A 16,889-nucleotide genomic window follows, 5' to 3' on the forward strand; every position below is an offset into this window, starting at 1 on the left:
CTTGCTGATCTTCCCGCAACCCCAACGACCTACTCATCACCCATCTCCTTGCGCTTGCCCACCCCATACCAATCCAGCTTGCGGGTCAGCACCATCACCGTGCCCAGCAACCCGAACAGCAGCAACGAGCCCATCAACAACGCGTAATCCTCGGCACTCAGCAACCCGTACAGCAAGCCATACAACGCCGCCAACCCTGCTGAAAACCCCAGGCCATGGGCGACACTGCACAGCACATGGCAGACGTAAAACCCGATCAGCAACACACAGGCCGCCGCCGATATCAGGTACGCCGGGCCAAACCCGATGTGCTCGGACAATGACAACAACAGCAAATAGAAAAACGCCAGGGCAACCCCCACCAACGCGTACTGGATCGGGTGCACCGCCAGGCTCTTGAGCACCTCGAACAGGAAGAAACCGGCAAACGTCAGGGCAATGAACAGCAGCGCATATTTGATCGCCCGATCGCTCTTGAGGTACTGGTCCACCGGGTCGATAAAGCTTACGCCGAAGCTGCGGCTGTTGAAGTCGTCACAGCCGCGCTCGGCCAGGCAACCGCGCAGTGCTTCTTCCAGGTTGGTGGAAAAGAATGTGGTCTGCCAATTGGCGCTGAAGCCTTGGGCGGTAACCTCGCGCTGGGTCGGCAGGAAGTTGCCGATAAAGCTGGGGTGCGGCCAGTTGGACGCGAGCTTGACCTGGCTGGTCTTGCCCACCGGCACCACTTGCAACTGCTCGGTGCCTTGCAGGCGCAGGTCAAAGGCGAAGTCAAAAGGTGACGGATTCTGGCTGTCCTGCTCGGGCAGCATCACGTGCACACCCTCCCCCAGCCAAGCCACTTGAGTACCCGGGGAAAACGCCAGTTGCTGGCTGCCCAGCTCCAGCTTCAACGCATTTTCGATGCCGCGAATGTCGCTGATACCCACTGCCAGATACGCCGGGTCAAAGCGGTAATCGGCAAAGTTTTCCGTGATGCCCCACTGCTCCGGCAACACAAACCGCCCACTGATACGGCTGTCGGCGTGGAACAACCGCGCCTGGTAGATGCCCCGTGCGCGCACTTCGGTTTGCACCTGCCCGTCGAGGGCAAATTGCTCCGGCAGGAAATACAGATGACCACGCACCTCGCGGGTTTCTTCGTAGCGTTCGTTGAGCTTTTCATTGAGCTTCCACTCCCGGACGGTCTTGCGATAAGGCACCACCAGCACCGGGCCATTGAGGCGCTGGCTGTAGCTGGAACTGCGGGCGATATCCTGCAAGACGTCGTCGCGCAGTTGCTGACGGTCGGTAATCACCCCGTGGATCATCAGCAACGGAATCAACAACAGCACGATCAGCAGCGCGATGGCGCCCAATTTGAAAAGCAGATTGCGGTTCATGAAGCTCTCCCTGTTTTGATGGGGGAGAGTCTGGCGGGCGCTTAAGGGGGATTTATGAAGGGAATGTGGAGACTGTGTGGAGATGCAGTTTTACCTGCACGCCGCCGGGCACGTTGCCGATCTGCAATGAGCCGCCGTGCAGCTTCATCACCTCTTCGACAAAATTCAGCCCAAGGCCGGTGCTCTTGCGCCCGCTGGCCGGGCGCGGCAGGGAATAGAAGCGCTCGCTCAGGCGCGGCAACGCATACTCGGGAATGGCGTCGGCCTGGTTGAACAGGGTGAATTCGATCCCGTCATCCAAGGCCTTGGCGCTGAACCGCAATGTGCCACCGGGCGGTGTGAAATCCAGCGCGTTTTCCAGCAGGTTACCCAGCGCCTGGCGCAGCAGGAACGGCTCGCCATACACCTGCAGATCCGCGGCAATCGCCTGCTCGACCTGCAACCCGGCGCCTTCAATGCGCGCACATTGAGCCCTGAGCACTTCGTCCACCAGCGCCGCCAACGACAGGCTGGCCTGGTCCTCAAGGCCCTGGCGCTGCTCCACCTGCGCCAGGTTCAGCAAGCGTTCGATCAACTGCTGCAAGCGCGCACTTTCACTGTCGATATTGCTCACGAAACGCTGCTGCTGGTCACGGGACATGTCGCCCTGCAACAGCTCCGCCGCACCACGAATCGCCGCCAGCGGGCTTTTCAATTCGTGGGTCAGGGTGTGCACATAACGTTCGACGTACGCCTTGCCTTCCAGCTGGGTGCGCATGTGCTCCACGGCGGTGGACAACTGCTCCAGTTCACCGCCGCGATAGTGCGGCAACTCGGCACGCCGGCCTTCACTCACCGCCTGGGCATACGCCGTCAGCCGGCGCAGTGCGACACTCAACCACCACGACAACAGCGCACCAAACAGCAAGCCCAGGGCGACCAGCCCGGCGCCGTACCACAGCAACCGGTCTTCGGTGCGGTCCACATAGGGTTGCAGTGAACTGTTGGGCTTGGCCACAGTGACCACGCCGATGATCTGCCCGCTATCGCGGATCGGCGCGCCGACGTGCATCACCGACGAAGCGGGGTCATCCAGTTCGCTGCGGGTCGAGCGCGCACCGTATTCGCCGCGCAGGGTCAGGTACACATCGTTCCACTTCGAATAGTCCTCGCCCACCGCCTCGCCGCTGGAGTCCAGCAACACGATGCCCTTGGCGTCGGTGACGTAGATGCGGTGGTTGACCTGGTTTTTCGGCAGGCCCCAGATATTCGCGCCGGGCTGACGCTCACCGTAGGCCTTGAGCAGTTCGGGCCAGTGGCTCTGGCCGAGGGTGCCGTTCTTCACATCGTCGCGCAGGATTTCCGCCAGCAGGTTGGCGGTGTCTACCAGGGTTTCTTCGGTGGACTGGCGCACGCCGGGGCGGATTTCCTTCATCACGGTGCTGAGTACGAAGTAGCCGGTCAGGCCGATAAACAATGCGTACACCAGGAAGAACCGAATCCCCAGGCGCATCAGCTGTTGCCCGGGCTGTAGCTGTAGCCAAGGCCACGGTGGGTCTGGATGGGCTCCGCCTCGGGCGCCACCGCGCGCAATTTGCTGCGCACGCTTTTGATGTGGCTGTCGATATTGCGCTCGTAGCCTGCGTCCGCCGCCACGCCCACCGCATCCAGCAGTTGCTCGCGGCTGAACACGCGCTCGGGTTGCTCCAACAGGCTGTGCAGCAGACGGAATTCATGGCGAGTGAGGCTCAGGGGCTGGCCGCGATAACTGATCTGCATGCGCTCCAGGTCCACCTGGAACACCGCCGGAGCAGCACCGGGGCCCACGCGCTTGAGAATGGCCCGTACCCGCGCTGCCACTTCCCGCGGGCTGAACGGCTTGACTACATAGTCGTCAGCGCCGATCTCAAGACCCACCACGCGGTCGATCTCACCGTCCCGGGCGCTGAGGAACATCACCGGTACTTCGCTGAAACGCCGCAGTTGCTTGCAGGTTTCAAAGCCGGTGATGTCCGGCAGGCCGATGTCGAGGATGACCAGGTCCGCCGGGGTTTGCCGCTGATGGGCCAGCGCCGCCTGGCCGAGGCTCAACCAGGTGGTGGTGAAGCCCTCGCCTTGCAGGGCGAAAATCAGCGTGTCAGCGATAGCCGCTTCGTCTTCGACAATCAGGATATGCGCCATGGTGTTCCGTCAGCAGTCCGGTTTGTCCGCAGTGTAACGGCGGGCCGGGTTTACCGCAGCGCCGAATTCACGCAGGGCCTTGGCGCCGATCAGCAGCGGGTAGTTGAAGCTGCTGCGGTCGGTGAGGTTGACCTCGACGGTGCGCTTGACGTTGCCCAGGCACATTTCCAGGTCGATCACCGGGCGCTTGGCCACGGTGGCTTCGTCCTTGTCGTCATCTTCGTCGGCGCGGCTCTTGATTTTGCTGATGCGCGAAACCTTGTGCTCGTACACCTTGTTGGTGGCGTCCTTGCCGCCGAGGCGGAAGCGTACCCAGTCGTCGCCATCACGGGTGAACGTCTCGATGTCCCGGGCCGACAGCGAGGCAGTCAGCGCGCCGGTGTCCATCTTGGCCTTGAAGGTCTCACCGATTTCCGGCAGTTGGATGTATTCGTAGCGACCGTAAAGGGTCGGCTCAGCGGCCATGACAGGCAAGGCCACCAGCGTTAGCAGGGCAAGGATGGATTTCACGTGGGAGGTTTCCTTGAAATAAGTGGGCCAATTCTAGACTGCAAATTCGCTGCTTAGTTAGATCACAGAGCATACCCAGCCCGCTGTGAAACATTCGTAAGCTTATTTGCGATTTGGTCTCCAGGCCCAAGCTGCTTATCATGGCGGGCCAAAAATGATTCCAAGAGTTACTTATGCGCCGCCTGCTCACCGGCTGTTTCGTCACATTGCTGCTGTTGCTCAACACCCTGGTGCTGTTCGGGCCGCTGATGGTGTTTGCCCTGCTCAAGCTGGTGGCCCCCGGTCGCTTTCGTGACTATGCCTCCTGGGCCGTCATGTGGATCGCCGAAACCTGGGCCGAGATCGACAAGCTGATCTTCGCCCTGTGCATCCCTACCCAATGGGACATTCGCGGCGGCGGCGACCTGCGGGGGGACACTTCTTATCTGGTGATCAGCAACCATCAATCCTGGGTCGACATCCCCGCACTGATCCAGGCCCTCAACCGGCGCACGCCGTTCTTCAAGTTCTTCCTGAAAAAGGAACTGATCTGGGTACCCTTCCTGGGCCTGGCCTGGTGGGCACTCGATTACCCGTTCATGAAGCGCTACAGCAAGGCATTCCTGGCCAAACACCCGGAACTGGCAGGCCAGGACCTGAAAATCACCAAAGAGGCCTGCGAGTTGTTCAAGCGCCAACCGGTCACCGTGGTGAATTACCTGGAAGGCACGCGGTTCACCCCGGCCAAGCGCAAACAGCAGGCTTCACCCTTCGAGCGCCTGCTCAAGCCCAAGGCGGGTGGCGTGGCGTTCGTGCTCGCGGCGTTGGGTGAACAGCTGGATGCGGTGCTCGACGTCACCGTGGTTTATCCACAGGAAAACATTCCGGGCTTCTGGGACTTGATCAGTGGTGCGGTGCCGAAGGTGATCGTGGATATCCGTACCCGAGAGCTGGATCCGGCGTTGTGGCAGGGGGATTACGAGAACGATCCGGCGTTTCGCCAGACCGTCCAGAACTGGGTCAACCAGCTCTGGATGGAGAAGGATGCGCGCATCGCCCAACTGCGCGCGGAGCGGCCTTAGCCGCCAGTGCCCCAGGCCGAAGCCAGTTTGCCCAGCACCGATTCGCTGGCGCCCTGGCCGCCCAGGTATTTCAGGATAACCGGCGCAAACTGGCCCACCATCCCACTGTCCATGCCCAGCGCGCTGAACGCGGTGTTCAGGTCGTTGGTGTTCTTCACGTTACCCAACACGCCGTCCAGGCCCGAGGTCTTGCTGCCGCCGCTCTGGCCGAGCATGCCGCTCAGGGCGCCGAGGCTGCCCAGGGAGTTGCTGCCGGAGAGCTTGTCCAGGCCCGGTACGCTTTGGGTCAGTTGCGAGTAATCACCGCCGCCCAATTTATTCTTGGCCAGGCCCAGCATTGCGCCGGTACCACCAACGGCCTGCTCAGGGGTCACGTTCAATTGCGAGGTCAGTGCCTGCAGCAGACCAGCGGTCTGTGAAGTGGGTGCAGCCGCTGCTGCCTTGTCGCCACCTTGTGCACCGGACACGGCATTGGCCACGTCGCCGAGGCTGAAACCTGCCGCAAATACCGGGCTGGCCGCCACGGTCAACAGGCAGGACAGGGCAAAACCGCGTGAAATCTTCATCAAGACAACCTCTGAAAGTAAGCGCAAAAAGCAGGAGTTTGACTGGGTACGCCGAAGGATTGTTCCCTCCCTGCAGATTAGTTCAGAAAACCACTGCATCCGATGCGCCTTGCGCTGCGTATATCCACCACGAGCCGCACGGAGGTAGATGGAATGAATGCCCAAGCTGGACTAACCTCAGCCTGCCCTCTTTACCGTGTGCCGCCCCATCGCCCTGTTGCAAGCGCCTGGAGAAGCCCCATTTCGACCCACGATGCAGATCAGCTACGGCAATTGCTGGCCCAGTGTTCACTGGGTAATCGCCAGGCGTTCGAAACGCTCTATCGCAGCGTTTCCCCGCGTTTGCACGGTGTTGCCTTGCGTTTCATGGGTCGCAAGGATCTGGCCGAGGAGGTGTTGCAGGAAAGCTTCGTGCGCATCTGGTACAACGCGTCACGCTATGAGGCCCATCTGTCGGCGCCCATGACCTGGATGGTCAATATCACCCGCAACCTGGCGATCGACCAGTTGCGCAAACACCGCGAACAACCCTTGAACGAAGGCCAGGAGGACGCCACGGCCGACGAAAGCCCCAGCGCCCATGAACAGCTCGACAGCGAGCGTGAAGCCCTCGCCCTGAACCGCTGCCTCGACAGCCTCGAAGGCATGCAGCGCCAGTCGATCACCGTGGCTTACTTCCAGGGCTTGTCGTGCTCGGAATTGGCCGAACATCTGGCCGCGCCCCTGGGCTCGGTCAAATCCTGGATTCGCCGCGGCATGGAGCGCTTGCGCAGGTGCCTTGAATCATGAACTACCAGACCACCGCCCTGCGCCGCGCCCTGGCGGCTGACTACGCCATCGGGCTGATGCCTGCCACCGCCCGCCGGCGCTTTGAAGCGCTGCTGCGGGATGACGCGGCGCTGCGCGTCGAACTCGGGCACTGGCAGGATGCCCTCGCCAGCCTCACCGGGCCGCTGCCTGAACGGCCGGTGCCGGACCACGTATGGGAAGGGATCAAGGCGCGCATTGAGCCGCAAGTGCTGCATATGCCGGCGAAGAAACCGTTCTGGATGAACCTGCGCTTGCTGGTAGCGGCGTGCGGGGTGGTGATCGCGGTGTTGGTGGGCGTGTTGTACCAGCGCGACCTTGGGGTGGAGTACAACGCCACGCTGGTGGCGGCCAATCAACAGCCCGCGCTGAAGATCCAGGCCTATGCGGATCATCTGCAAGTGGAACCGCTGACCCTGGCGGCTGTGGAGCCGGCCCGCGCGTTGGAACTGTGGGCAATCCCGGCGGGCGGCAAACCCATCTCCCTGGGGTTGTTGCCGGTGTCGGGTAACGGCCGAATCCAGTTGAGCAAAGAACACCAGGCGCTGCTGACGGCGCCGCTGACCCTGGCAGTGAGCCTTGAGCCTCAGGGGGGCTCGCCGACCGGACAACCCACCGGGCCGGTGCTGTATCAGGGCCAATTGGCATCACTCTGATCCGAGGCTCAATACGACGGATGAGGAACCGATCGCCGTTAACTGGGTCCATGAAAGACTACAAAACATGTCAGGAAGAGCCTAATGACTGCGATCAACCCCCAAGTGATTGAGCACAAGCCTTCATTCTGGAACCGCCCACGCCTGTTCGTCGGCGCCTGTTTGGTGATAGTGGCAGGCGTCGGCGGCGCCCTCTACACCCAGGACAGCGTCAAGGCTGCCGCATTGCTGGTGAACACCACCCAGCAACCGGCCACGCAAATCGTGGCCCACAAGGATTACCTCGAAGTGCAGCCGATTGCCGCCACCGCACCGGCTCCGGATCAAAGCCTGGAACTGTGGGCCGTCCCGGCTGACGGCACGCCAGTGTCGCTGGGCCTGCTGCCGGAAGACGGCAAAGGCATTATCGGCATCAACCCTCGCCAGCAGGAGTCGATCAGCAAGCCGGTGACACTGATGGTCAGTTCGGAAACCAAGGGTGGCTCGGTGAGCAAGCAGCCGACGGGGCCAACGGTGTATCAGGGGGCTTTGGCGATTCGCTGATTCTCCCACCCAACCGCAGATGCAAAAAAGGCGACCCTGAGGTCGCCTTTTTATTTGCCCGCGATTTAAGCCGCGCTGAACAACTTGTGCGGATCAATCACAAACTTCTTCGGCACGCCCGCATCGAACTCACCGTACCCGCGTGGCGCGTCATCCAGGCTGATGACTTCCACACCGACGATGTCGGCAATGTTGATACGGTCCCACATGATCGCCTGCATCAGTTGGCGGTTGTACTTCATCACAGGGGTTTGCCCGGTGTGGAAGCTGTGGGACTTGGCCCAGCCCAGGCCGAAACGAATGCTCAGGCTGCCCATTTTTGCAGCGGCATCCACGGCACCCGGGTCTTCTGTCACGTACAGGCCCGGAATACCGATTTTGCCAGCCACCCGCACCACGCCCATCAACGAGTTGAGCACGGTGGCCGGAGCCTCTGCCTTGGCCCCTTCATGACCATGGCCACGCGCTTCGAAACCCACGGCATCGACGGCGCAATCCACTTCCGGCTCGCCCAGCAACGCAGCAATCTGTTCGTGCAGCGGGGTGTCTTTCGACAGGTCGGCAATTTCAAAACCCTGGGCCTTGGCGTGGGCCAGGCGGATCGGGTTGACGTCACCGATGATCACCACCGCAGCGCCCAGCAGGCGAGCGGAGGCGGCAGCTGCCAGGCCCACAGGCCCGGCACCGGCGATGTAGACCGTGCTGCCCGGGCCAACGCCCGCAGTGACTGCACCGTGGTAGCCAGTGGGCAGGATGTCGGAGAGGCAAGTCAGGTCGCGGATTTTCTCCATGGCCTTGTCGCGGTCCGGCAGTTTCAACAGGTTGAAGTCGGCGTAAGGCACCAGCACGTATTCGGCCTGGCCACCGGTCCAGTCGCCCATGTCGACATAGCCGTAGGCGCCACCGGCACGGGCCGGGTTGACGGTCAGGCACACGCCGGTGTGCTGCTCCTTGCAGGAACGGCAACGGCCACACGCAACGTTGAACGGCACCGACACCAGGTCGCCGATTTTCAGGTTCTCGACGTCGCTGCCCTTCTCGATCACTTCGCCAGTGATTTCGTGGCCCAGGACCAGACCGGTCTGGGCAGTGGTGCGGCCGCGCACCATGTGTTGGTCGGAGCCGCAGATGTTGGTGGAGACCACGCGCAGGATGACGCCGTGCTCAATCTTCCTGCCACGGGGGTCCTGCATTTTGGGATAGTCGATTTTCTGTACTTCGACCTTGCCGTTGCCGAGATACACGACACCACGATTACCAGACATGCTTTCACCTCGCTGTTGTTTTTATGGAACCGCGTTGCCCAGGCAGGCAGCGCGTTTAAGTGCTCGGGTACAGATGCTGTTTTTGCGTTGTTAGTAAGGGCCTCTTCGCGAGCAAGCCCGCTCCCACAGTTGACCGAGTCCTACCTTTGAAATGCGGTCGAATGTGGGAGCGGGCTTGCTCGCGAAGGCGTCCATCAGAGCACCACTGTCCGATTGGCGTTCAAGAACACCCGCCGCTCAATGTGATACCCCACGGCCCGGGCCAGGGTCAGGCCTTCGATATCCCGTCCCTTGGCAATCAAATCTTCCGGATAGTGACTGTGGTCCACCACCTCCACGCCCTGGGCGATGATCGGGCCTTCGTCCAAATCGTTATTGATGTAATGCGCAGTAGCGCCCACCAGTTTCACCCCCTTGTTGTAGGCCTGGTGATACGGCTTGGCGCCCTTGAAACCGGGCAGCAGGGAGTGGTGGATGTTGATGGCTTTACCGTCGAGCTTGCGGCACAGCTCCGGCGACAGCACTTGCATGTAGCGCGCAAGGATCACCAGCTCGGCGCCGGACTCTTCGATCACCTGCCACACCTGGCGCTCCTGCGACGGCTTGTCGTTGGGGTCCAGGGGAAAGTGGTAATAGGGAATCTGGTGCCAGTCGGCCAGGGGCTTGAGGTCCGGGTGGTTGGAGACTACGGCGACCACGTCCATCGACAGTTGGCCGATGCGCTGGCGGTAGAGCAAATCGTTGAGGCAGTGATCGGCCTTGGAGACCATGATCACCACTTTCGGCCGGTAGTTCGGCGCGGTCAGTTCGAAGATCATGCCGAAGGCTTCGCCACGGGTGGCCAGGCCATCGCGGAAGGCTTGTTCGTCAAAACCGTCAGGCTGGCGGAACTCCACGCGGATGAAGAACCGGCCCGAGAGCCGGTCATCGAAGGAGTGGTGCTCAGTGACGTAGCAGCCCTGCTCGAACAGGTAGCGAGTGACCGCGTCCACCGTGCCGAGCACGCTGGGGCAGTCGGCGGTCAAAATCCATGTATCGGGTACGCGGCTCATTATTCGTGACTCCTTGAGCGTTCCCACGCTCTGCGTGGGAACGCCGCAATGGACGCTCTGCGTCCGCTCTTGGGACGCGGAGCGTCCCGGGATGCATTCCCACGCGGAGCGTGGGAACGATCAGGCCTGGACGCTTAAACCATACTCAGCCGCCGCATCCTGCAACCACAGCCACCAGTAATCCGAGAAGCTGCGACGAATCACCAGCTCCCAGGTGTCTTCAGCAGTATGGCGAATCACCAATTGCGACTTGGCAAACACCGTGCCCACCGCCTTGCCCACCGGGAAGCTGTTGGGGTGCACGTCGTAGCTGGTGGATTTCATCAGCACATCGCGCACGTTGGGGCCGCTGAGTTCGAGAATCTGCTGGCCGCCGCTGACGTTGACGACCTGGATATGCAAATCACCCAGCGCCTCACGCAAGCTTTTCTCGGCGGCGAATTCCTCACCGCCTGGCACTACCAGCAACCACTCATCCGGACCGAGCCATTGCAGGCTGGTCTCACCCTTGACGATGACTTGCAGGGCACCGGGCAATTCGATACCCAAGGCTTTGTGCACACCGGCGGCGAAGGCTGCGTCATGGCCATCGCCACGAATGGTCAGGTGGCCCAGCAGTTTCTTTTCACGCACGGTCACGCCGGCGTTCTTGCGGCCCTTGCCTACCAGGCTGGCGAGGTCGGCATGGTGCAGCGACGACTCGGCCTTGGCTCCGGAGGTGGGGCGTTGTTGGTAAACATTGGCTGCTGTCATAAAGCACCTGTGTTGAATTTGATCGTTCCCACGCTCTGCGTGGGAATGCCGCCATGGACGCTCTGCGTCCGCTCTTGGGGCGCAGAGCGCCCCGGGATGCATTCCCACGCGGAGCGTGGGAACGATCAGGTGTCAGATGTTCTGACGATCGCCTTTAGGATCAAAGAACACCGAAGAAACAATCTCCGCCTCGATCACGCTGCCATCCGCCAGCGGTGCAAACACCCGCTCGCCGATGCGCTTCAAGCCGCCCTTCACCACGCCCATGGCAAACGAATACCCGAGGGAGTTGTGGGCATAACTGGAGGTGACATGGCCGACCATCTTCATCGGGATCGTCTGCTTGGCGTCGAACACCAACTGCGCGCCTTCCGGCAGCCACACGTTCGGGTCGATCGGCTTGAGTCCGACAAGCTGCTTGCGGTCTTCACGCACGCAATCCTCGCGATTCATCCCGCGCCAGCCGAGCCACGAGAACGGTTTGGTACGGCCTACACACCAGCCCATGTTCAGGTCGTCCGGGGTCATCGAGCCGTCGGTATCCTGGCCGACGATGATGAAACCCTTCTCGGCCCGCAGCACGTGCATGGTTTCGGTGCCGTACGGGGTCAGGTTGTACTGCTTGCCGGCCTCGACGATTTTCTCGAGCACACCCATGGCGTAGTCGGCCTGCACGTTGACTTCGTACGACAGCTCACCGGTAAACGAAATCCGGAACACCCGTGCCGGCACGCCGCCTACCAGGCCTTCTTTCCAGGTCATGAACGGGAAGCCGTCCTTGTCCAGGTCGATGTCGGTGACTTCGCTCAGCAGCTTGCGGCTGTTGGGGCCGGACAAAGTCATGGTTGCCCAATGGTCGGTGACCGAGGTGAAGTACACCTTGAGGTCCGGCCATTCGGTCTGCTGGTAGATTTCCAGCCACTGGAGTACGCGTGCTGCGCCGCCGGTGGTGGTGGTCATCAGGAAGTGGTTGTCGGCGAGGCAGGCAGTCACGCCGTCGTCGAAGACCATGCCGTCTTCCTTGCACATCAGGCCGTAGCGGGCCTTGCCCACGTCGAGCTTGGTCCAGGCGTTGCTGTAGATGCGGTTGAGGAACTCGCGGGCATCCGGGCCCTGGATGTCGATCTTGCCGAGGGTGGACGCGTCCAGCAGGCCGACGCTGTCACGCACGGCCAGGCATTCGCGCTTCACTGCGGCGTGCAGGTCTTCACCGTTGCGCGGGAAATACCATGGGCGTTTCCACTGGCCGACGTCCTCAAACTCGGCGCCGTTTTTCACGTGCCAGGCTTGCAGCGCGGTGTAGCGCACCGGCTCGAAGATGTGCCCACAGTGCCGGCCTGCTACCGCGCCGAAGGTTACCGGCGTGTAGTTGGGACGGAACATGGTAGTGCCCATCTGCGGGATGGTCACATTCAGCGAACGGGCCGCGATGGCCAGGCCGTTGACGTTGCCGAGCTTGCCCTGGTCAGTGCCGAATCCCAGTGCGGTGTAGCGCTTGACGTGCTCCACCGACTCGAAACCCTCGCGGGTGGCGAGTTCGATGGCGGCCGCGGTGACGTCATTCTGCAGGTCGACAAATTGCTTCGGCGCCCGTGCGGTAGCTTTCTCGTGAGGTACCTGGAACAGCGCCAGGGTCGGTTCTTCCAGACGGCTCAAGGCTTTGGGCAGCGTACCTTCCACCGGCGCAAACCCGGCTTCGCTGGCAGCGCGCACGCCACCTTCAAAACCGTCGGCCAGGGAATCGCCGAGGCCGTAGACGCCATTGATGCCACCGACGCACACGCGTTTCTGCGGTGCTTCGCCCGGTACAAAACCGAGGATGTCTTCACGCCAGGTCGGCTTGCCGCCCAGGTGCGAGGCCAGGTGGACCACCGGGCTGTAGCCGCCGGAGCTGGCGACCAGGTCGCACTCCAGCCACTCGCCGGGGCTGGTGACTTTATGAGCTTTGACATCGATGGCCGCAACACGGGCACCAGTGACGTGCTTGCTGCCACGGGCCTCGATCACGGCGCTGCCGGTGAGGATGCGAATGCCTTTGGCACGCGCCTCTTCAACCAGCGCGCCCCGTGGATTGTGGCGGGCATCGGCTACGGCGACAACGCTGAGGCCGGCGTCGAACCAGTCCAGCGCCACGCGGTAGGCGTGATCGTTGTTGGTGGACAGCACCAGCTTCTTGCCCGGTGCCACGCCGTAGCGACGCACGTAAGTGGAGACCGCTCCCGCCAGCATGTTGCCCGGTACGTCGTTGTTGCCGTACACCAGCGGACGCTCGCACGCACCAGTGGCCAACACCACGCGCTTGGCGCGAACCCGGTGGATACGCTGACGCACCTGGCCGATCGGCGCACGGTCACCGAGGTGGTCGGTGAGGCGCTCGTGAATGGTCAGGAAGTTATGGTCGTGGTAACCGTTGACGGTGGCGCGAGGCAGCAGCACCACGTCCGGCAGGGATTTCAGTTCCGCAATAACACTGGCGACCCATTCAGCCGCCGGCTTGCCATCGAGGCTTTCGCGGGAGTCCAGCAGGGAGCCGCCGAATTCTTCCTGCTCGTCCGCGATGATCACCCGGGCGCCACTGCGGGCAGCCGCCAACGCAGCCGCCAGGCCGGCAGGGCCCGCGCCCACAATCAGCACGTCGCAATGACGGTTCATGTAGTCGTAGGTGTCCGGATCGTTCTCGGTCGGCGAGCGGCCAAGACCGGCTGCCTTACGGATGTACTTCTCGTAAGTCATCCAGAACGATTGCGGGTACATGAAGGTTTTGTAGTAGAAACCCGGCGGCATCAGCTTGCCGCCGACCTTGCCGAGAATGCCCATCATGTCGTTGTTCACGCTCGGCCAGCCGTTGGTGCTGGTGGCGACCAAACCCTGGTACAGCGCCTGTTGCGTGGCGCGCACGTTGGGGATTTGCGTGGCTTCGGTGGCGCCGATCTGCAGCACCGCGTTCGGCTCTTCGGCACCGGCGGCGAAGATGCCGCGCGGGCGGGAATACTTGAAGCTGCGACCGATGATGTCGACGCCGTTGGCCAGCAGCGCAGCGGCCAATGTGTCGCCTTCAAAGCCTTTGTAGCTCTGGCCGTTGAAGGTGAAGCTCAGGGCTTTGTTGCGGTCGATCCGGCCACCGTTGGACAGGCGATTGATCTGGCTCATACCTTCTCTCCAGAAGCCTTGGCGGTGAATTGCGGCTTGGTGCCTATCTTGTAGGTTTCAAGAATTTCGTAGGTCACGGTGTCGCGGGTCGCGTTGAAATACTGGCGGCAACCGGCAGCGTGAATCCACAGTTCGTGGTGCAGGCCGCGCGGGTTGTCGCGGAAGAACATGTAGTCGCCCCACTCCTCGTCGGTGCAGGTGTTCGGGTCCAGTGGGCGCGGGATGTGCGCTTGGCCGGAGGCGTGGAATTCCTCTTCGGAGCGCAGTTCGCCACAGTGAGGACAGAAGATATGCAACATAGGGAATTTCTCCTGTTAGTGGGCGACGGCCGCAGCGCCGTGTTCGTCGATCAGCGCACCGTTGTGGAAACGGTCGATGGAGAATGGAGCTGCCAATGGGTGCATTTCACCCTTGGCCAGGCTGGCGGCAAATACGTTGCCTGAGCCTGGAGTCGCTTTAAAACCACCGGTGCCCCAACCGCAGTTGAAGAACATGTTCGGGACCGGGGTCTTGGAGATGATCGGGCAGGCATCCGGCGTGGTGTCGACGATGCCGCCCCACTGGCGGTTCATGCGCACGCGGGACAGCACCGGGAACATCTCGACGATGGCCTGGATGGTGTGCTCGATCACCGGGTACGAGCCGCGCTGGCCATAGCCGTTGTAGCCGTCGATACCGGCGCCGATCACCAGGTCGCCCTTGTCGGACTGGCTGATGTAACCGTGCACGGCGTTGGACATGATCACGCTGTCGATAATCGGTTTGATCGGCTCCGACACCAGTGCTTGCAGCGGGTGGGATTCGATCGGCAGGCGGAAGCCCGCGAGCGAAGCCATGTGGCCGGAGTTACCCGCCGTCACCACGCCGACGCGCTTGGCGCCGATGAAGCCTTTGTTGGTTTCCACGCCGATGCACACACCGTTTTCCTTGCGGAAACCGATGACTTCGGTCTGCTGGATCAGGTCCACGCCCAGTGCGTCAGCGGCGCGGGCAAAGCCCCAGGCCACGGCATCGTGACGGGCCACGCCGCCGCGCCGTTGCACGGTGGCGCCCATTACCGGGTAGCGAGTGTTCTTGGAGCAGTCGAGGTACGGAATCTCATCGGCCACTTGTTTGGCGTTGAGCAGTTCGCCGTCCACACCGTTGAGGCGGTTGGCGCTGACGCGACGCTCGGAGTCACGGATATCCTGCAGGGTGTGGCACAGGTTGTAGACGCCACGCTGGGAGAACATCACGTTGTAGTTCAAATCCTGGGACAAACCTTCCCAGAGTTTCATCGCGTGTTCGTACAGGTGCGCCGACTCGTCCCACAGGTAGTTGGACCGCACGATGGTGGTGTTGCGCGCGGTGTTACCGCCGCCCAGCCAGCCTTTCTCGACCACCGCCACGTTGGTGATGCCGTGCTCCTTGGCCAGGTAGTAAGCCGTCGCCAGACCATGCCCGCCGCCGCCGACGATGACCACGTCGTAGACCTTTTTCGGGGTGGGCGTGCGCCACATCTTCTGCCAGCTTTCGTGGTGGCTGAGTGAGTGCTTGAAGAGGCCGAAGCCCGAGTAGCGTTGCATAGTCATTACTCCAAAACCGCGCTCAGCGATAAACCGGGAAATCAGCGCACAGGGCGGCCACATGCTTGGCGACGTTGGCCTCCACATCGGCGTCGCCGAGGTTGTCGAGGATGTCGCAGATCCAGCCGGCCAACTCCAGGCATTGGGTCACTTTGAAGCCGCGTGTGGTCACCGCCGGCGTGCCGATACGCAGGCCCGAGGTCACGAAGGGCGACTGCGGGTCGTTGGGCACGGCGTTCTTGTTGACGGTGATGTGAGCGCGACCGAGGGCGGCATCCGCGTCCTTGCCGGTGAGGCCCTGACGGATCAGGCTGACCAGGAACAGGTGGTTATCGGTGCCGCCGGACACTACATCGTAGCCGCGCTTGATAAACACGCCGGCCATGGCCTGGGCGTTTTCGATCACTTGCTGTTGATAGGCCTTGAAACCTGGCTCCTGGGCTTCCTTGAAGCACACCGCCTTGCCGGCGATCACGTGCATCAGCGGGCCGCCCTGGGCGCCTGGGAATACCGCAGAGTTGAGTTTCTTTTCAATTTCTTCGTTGGATTTGGCCAGGATCAACCCGCCACGTGGACCGCGCAGGGTCTTGTGGGTGGTGGTGGTGACCACATCGGCGTAGGGCAGCGGGTTCGGGTACAGACCGGCGGCCACCAGGCCGGCGACGTGGGCCATGTCGACGAACAGCAGCGCACCGACCTTGTCGGCGATCTGGCGAAAGCGCGGGAAATCCAGGGTCTTGGAGTAGGCGGAAAAACCCGCCACGATCATCTTCGGCTTGTGCTCCACGGCCAGGCGCTCGACTTCGTCGTAGTCGATCAGCCCGGTGTTGGTGTCGATGCCGTATTGCACCGCGTTGTACAGCTTGCCCGAGGACGACACTTTGGCGCCGTGGGTCAGGTGGCCGCCGTGGGCCAGGCTCATGCCGAGGATGGTGTCGCCGGCGTTCAACAGCGCCAGGTACACCGCACTGTTGGCGGACGAACCGGAGTGCGGCTGCACGTTGGCATAGTCGGCGCCGAACAGTTGCTTGGCGCGCTCGATGGCCAGCACTTCAACCTTGTCCACATGTTCGCAGCCGCCGTAGTAGCGCTTGCCCGGGTAACCTTCGGCGTACTTGTTGGTGAGGCCGCTGCCCTGGGCTTCCATGACACGCTTGCTGGTGTAGTTCTCTGACGCGATCAGCTCGATATGATCTTCCTGGCGCTGCTCCTCGGCATTCATGGCCGCCAGCAGTGCATCGTCATAACCCTGGATCTGGTCTTGCTTGCTGAACATCGCGTCTCTCCCAGCGGCGGCGGTGCGCCAATCGTATTGTTGGGGCCGCCGCACGACGGAGGGGCCCTTTGATGCGATGGTAGGGCTGGCGCAGAGAGGTCAAATGCCTATGGACGCCACGCAAAGGTGCGTTTACGACATGGCCG

Annotated in this window: 16 protein-coding genes; 4 read left to right on the forward strand and 12 right to left on the reverse strand. The window is 62.0% G+C overall.

Features of this window, described 5'->3' with window-relative positions:
- Nucleotides 1–29: 29 nt before the first annotated feature.
- From creD to JV201_RS27005, 4 genes are read right to left on the reverse strand one after another with little or no spacing between them, the layout of a single operon-like run.
- Nucleotides 30–1,379: a cell envelope integrity protein CreD gene (gene creD / locus JV201_RS26990; protein WP_219406231.1), complete on the reverse strand. Its 1,350-nt coding sequence runs from the start codon at nucleotides 1,377–1,379 to the stop codon at nucleotides 30–32.
- A 52-nt stretch (nucleotides 1,380–1,431) separates the two neighbouring features.
- The gene (creC, locus tag JV201_RS26995; RefSeq protein ID WP_102370057.1) at nucleotides 1,432–2,871 is read right to left on the reverse strand and encodes a two-component system sensor histidine kinase CreC; all 1,440 of its coding nucleotides are present in this window, start codon (nucleotides 2,869–2,871) and stop codon (nucleotides 1,432–1,434) included.
- Nucleotides 2,871–3,539 carry a two-component system response regulator CreB gene (creB, locus tag JV201_RS27000; protein ID WP_003209207.1) on the reverse strand — a complete coding sequence of 223 codons (669 nt, stop codon included), beginning with the start codon at nucleotides 3,537–3,539 and terminating at the stop codon, nucleotides 2,871–2,873. The genes creC and creB overlap by 1 nt, the downstream gene beginning before the upstream one ends.
- Before the next feature lie 9 nt (nucleotides 3,540–3,548).
- On the reverse strand, nucleotides 3,549–4,049 hold the full coding sequence (locus JV201_RS27005; RefSeq protein WP_003209205.1) for an ATP-dependent zinc protease: 501 nt from the start codon (nucleotides 4,047–4,049) through the stop codon (nucleotides 3,549–3,551).
- A gap of 173 nt (nucleotides 4,050–4,222) precedes the next feature.
- Between JV201_RS27005 and JV201_RS27010 the strand changes: the two genes are divergently transcribed.
- On the forward strand, nucleotides 4,223–5,110 hold the full coding sequence (locus JV201_RS27010; protein ID WP_003209204.1) for an acyltransferase: 888 nt from the start codon (nucleotides 4,223–4,225) through the stop codon (nucleotides 5,108–5,110).
- Here JV201_RS27010 and JV201_RS27015 read toward each other — a convergent pair.
- The gene (locus JV201_RS27015; RefSeq protein ID WP_219406232.1) at nucleotides 5,107–5,676 is read right to left on the reverse strand and encodes a DUF2780 domain-containing protein; all 570 of its coding nucleotides are present in this window, start codon (nucleotides 5,674–5,676) and stop codon (nucleotides 5,107–5,109) included. The genes JV201_RS27010 and JV201_RS27015 overlap by 4 nt on opposite strands.
- A 153-nt stretch (nucleotides 5,677–5,829) precedes the next feature.
- On the opposite strand from JV201_RS27015, the gene JV201_RS27020 reads away from it, so the two are divergent.
- The 3 genes from JV201_RS27020 to JV201_RS27030 all read left to right on the forward strand — a co-directional run bounded on the left by JV201_RS27020 (nucleotide 5,830) and on the right by JV201_RS27030 (nucleotide 7,682).
- Nucleotides 5,830–6,465: a sigma-70 family RNA polymerase sigma factor gene (locus JV201_RS27020; protein ID WP_219406233.1), complete on the forward strand. Its 636-nt coding sequence runs from the start codon at nucleotides 5,830–5,832 to the stop codon at nucleotides 6,463–6,465.
- On the forward strand, nucleotides 6,462–7,139 hold the full coding sequence (locus tag JV201_RS27025; RefSeq protein WP_008434341.1) for an anti-sigma factor domain-containing protein: 678 nt from the start codon (nucleotides 6,462–6,464) through the stop codon (nucleotides 7,137–7,139). Before JV201_RS27020 ends, JV201_RS27025 begins: the two co-directional genes overlap by 4 nt.
- Before the next feature lie 84 nt (nucleotides 7,140–7,223).
- A complete protein-coding gene (locus tag JV201_RS27030) occupies nucleotides 7,224–7,682 on the forward strand; it encodes an anti-sigma factor domain-containing protein (RefSeq protein WP_003209196.1) in 459 nt (152 codons plus the stop codon).
- A 65-nt stretch (nucleotides 7,683–7,747) separates the two neighbouring features.
- Here JV201_RS27030 and fdhA read toward each other — a convergent pair whose 3' ends face one another.
- The 7 genes from fdhA to glyA form a co-directional block, all read right to left on the reverse strand.
- Nucleotides 7,748–8,947, reverse strand: a complete 1,200-nt coding sequence (gene fdhA / locus JV201_RS27035; RefSeq protein WP_003209194.1) for a formaldehyde dehydrogenase, glutathione-independent — start codon at nucleotides 8,945–8,947, stop codon at nucleotides 7,748–7,750.
- A 194-nt stretch (nucleotides 8,948–9,141) separates the two neighbouring features.
- Nucleotides 9,142–9,999, reverse strand: coding sequence for a formyltetrahydrofolate deformylase (gene purU / locus JV201_RS27040; protein WP_003209192.1), 858 nt, complete (start codon nucleotides 9,997–9,999; stop codon nucleotides 9,142–9,144).
- A gap of 120 nt (nucleotides 10,000–10,119) precedes the next feature.
- The gene (locus JV201_RS27045; RefSeq protein WP_102604381.1) at nucleotides 10,120–10,752 is read right to left on the reverse strand and encodes a sarcosine oxidase subunit gamma; all 633 of its coding nucleotides are present in this window, start codon (nucleotides 10,750–10,752) and stop codon (nucleotides 10,120–10,122) included.
- A 132-nt stretch (nucleotides 10,753–10,884) separates the two neighbouring features.
- The gene (locus tag JV201_RS27050) at nucleotides 10,885–13,902 is read right to left on the reverse strand and encodes a sarcosine oxidase subunit alpha (RefSeq protein WP_087694756.1); all 3,018 of its coding nucleotides are present in this window, start codon (nucleotides 13,900–13,902) and stop codon (nucleotides 10,885–10,887) included.
- Nucleotides 13,899–14,201 carry a sarcosine oxidase subunit delta gene (locus JV201_RS27055; protein WP_003209187.1) on the reverse strand — a complete coding sequence of 101 codons (303 nt, stop codon included), beginning with the start codon at nucleotides 14,199–14,201 and terminating at the stop codon, nucleotides 13,899–13,901. Before JV201_RS27055 ends, JV201_RS27050 begins: the two co-directional genes overlap by 4 nt.
- A 15-nt stretch (nucleotides 14,202–14,216) precedes the next feature.
- Complete coding sequence (locus JV201_RS27060) at nucleotides 14,217–15,467, reverse strand: sarcosine oxidase subunit beta (RefSeq protein WP_219407229.1); 1,251 nt, start codon at nucleotides 15,465–15,467, stop codon at nucleotides 14,217–14,219.
- A gap of 22 nt (nucleotides 15,468–15,489) precedes the next feature.
- Nucleotides 15,490–16,743, reverse strand: coding sequence for a serine hydroxymethyltransferase (gene glyA, locus JV201_RS27065; RefSeq protein ID WP_219406234.1), 1,254 nt, complete (start codon nucleotides 16,741–16,743; stop codon nucleotides 15,490–15,492).
- Between the last annotated feature and the right edge of the window lie 146 nt (nucleotides 16,744–16,889).

The organism is Pseudomonas sp. Colony2 (assembly GCF_019382755.1).
In the GTDB taxonomy this organism is placed as follows: domain Bacteria; phylum Pseudomonadota; class Gammaproteobacteria; order Pseudomonadales; family Pseudomonadaceae; genus Aquipseudomonas.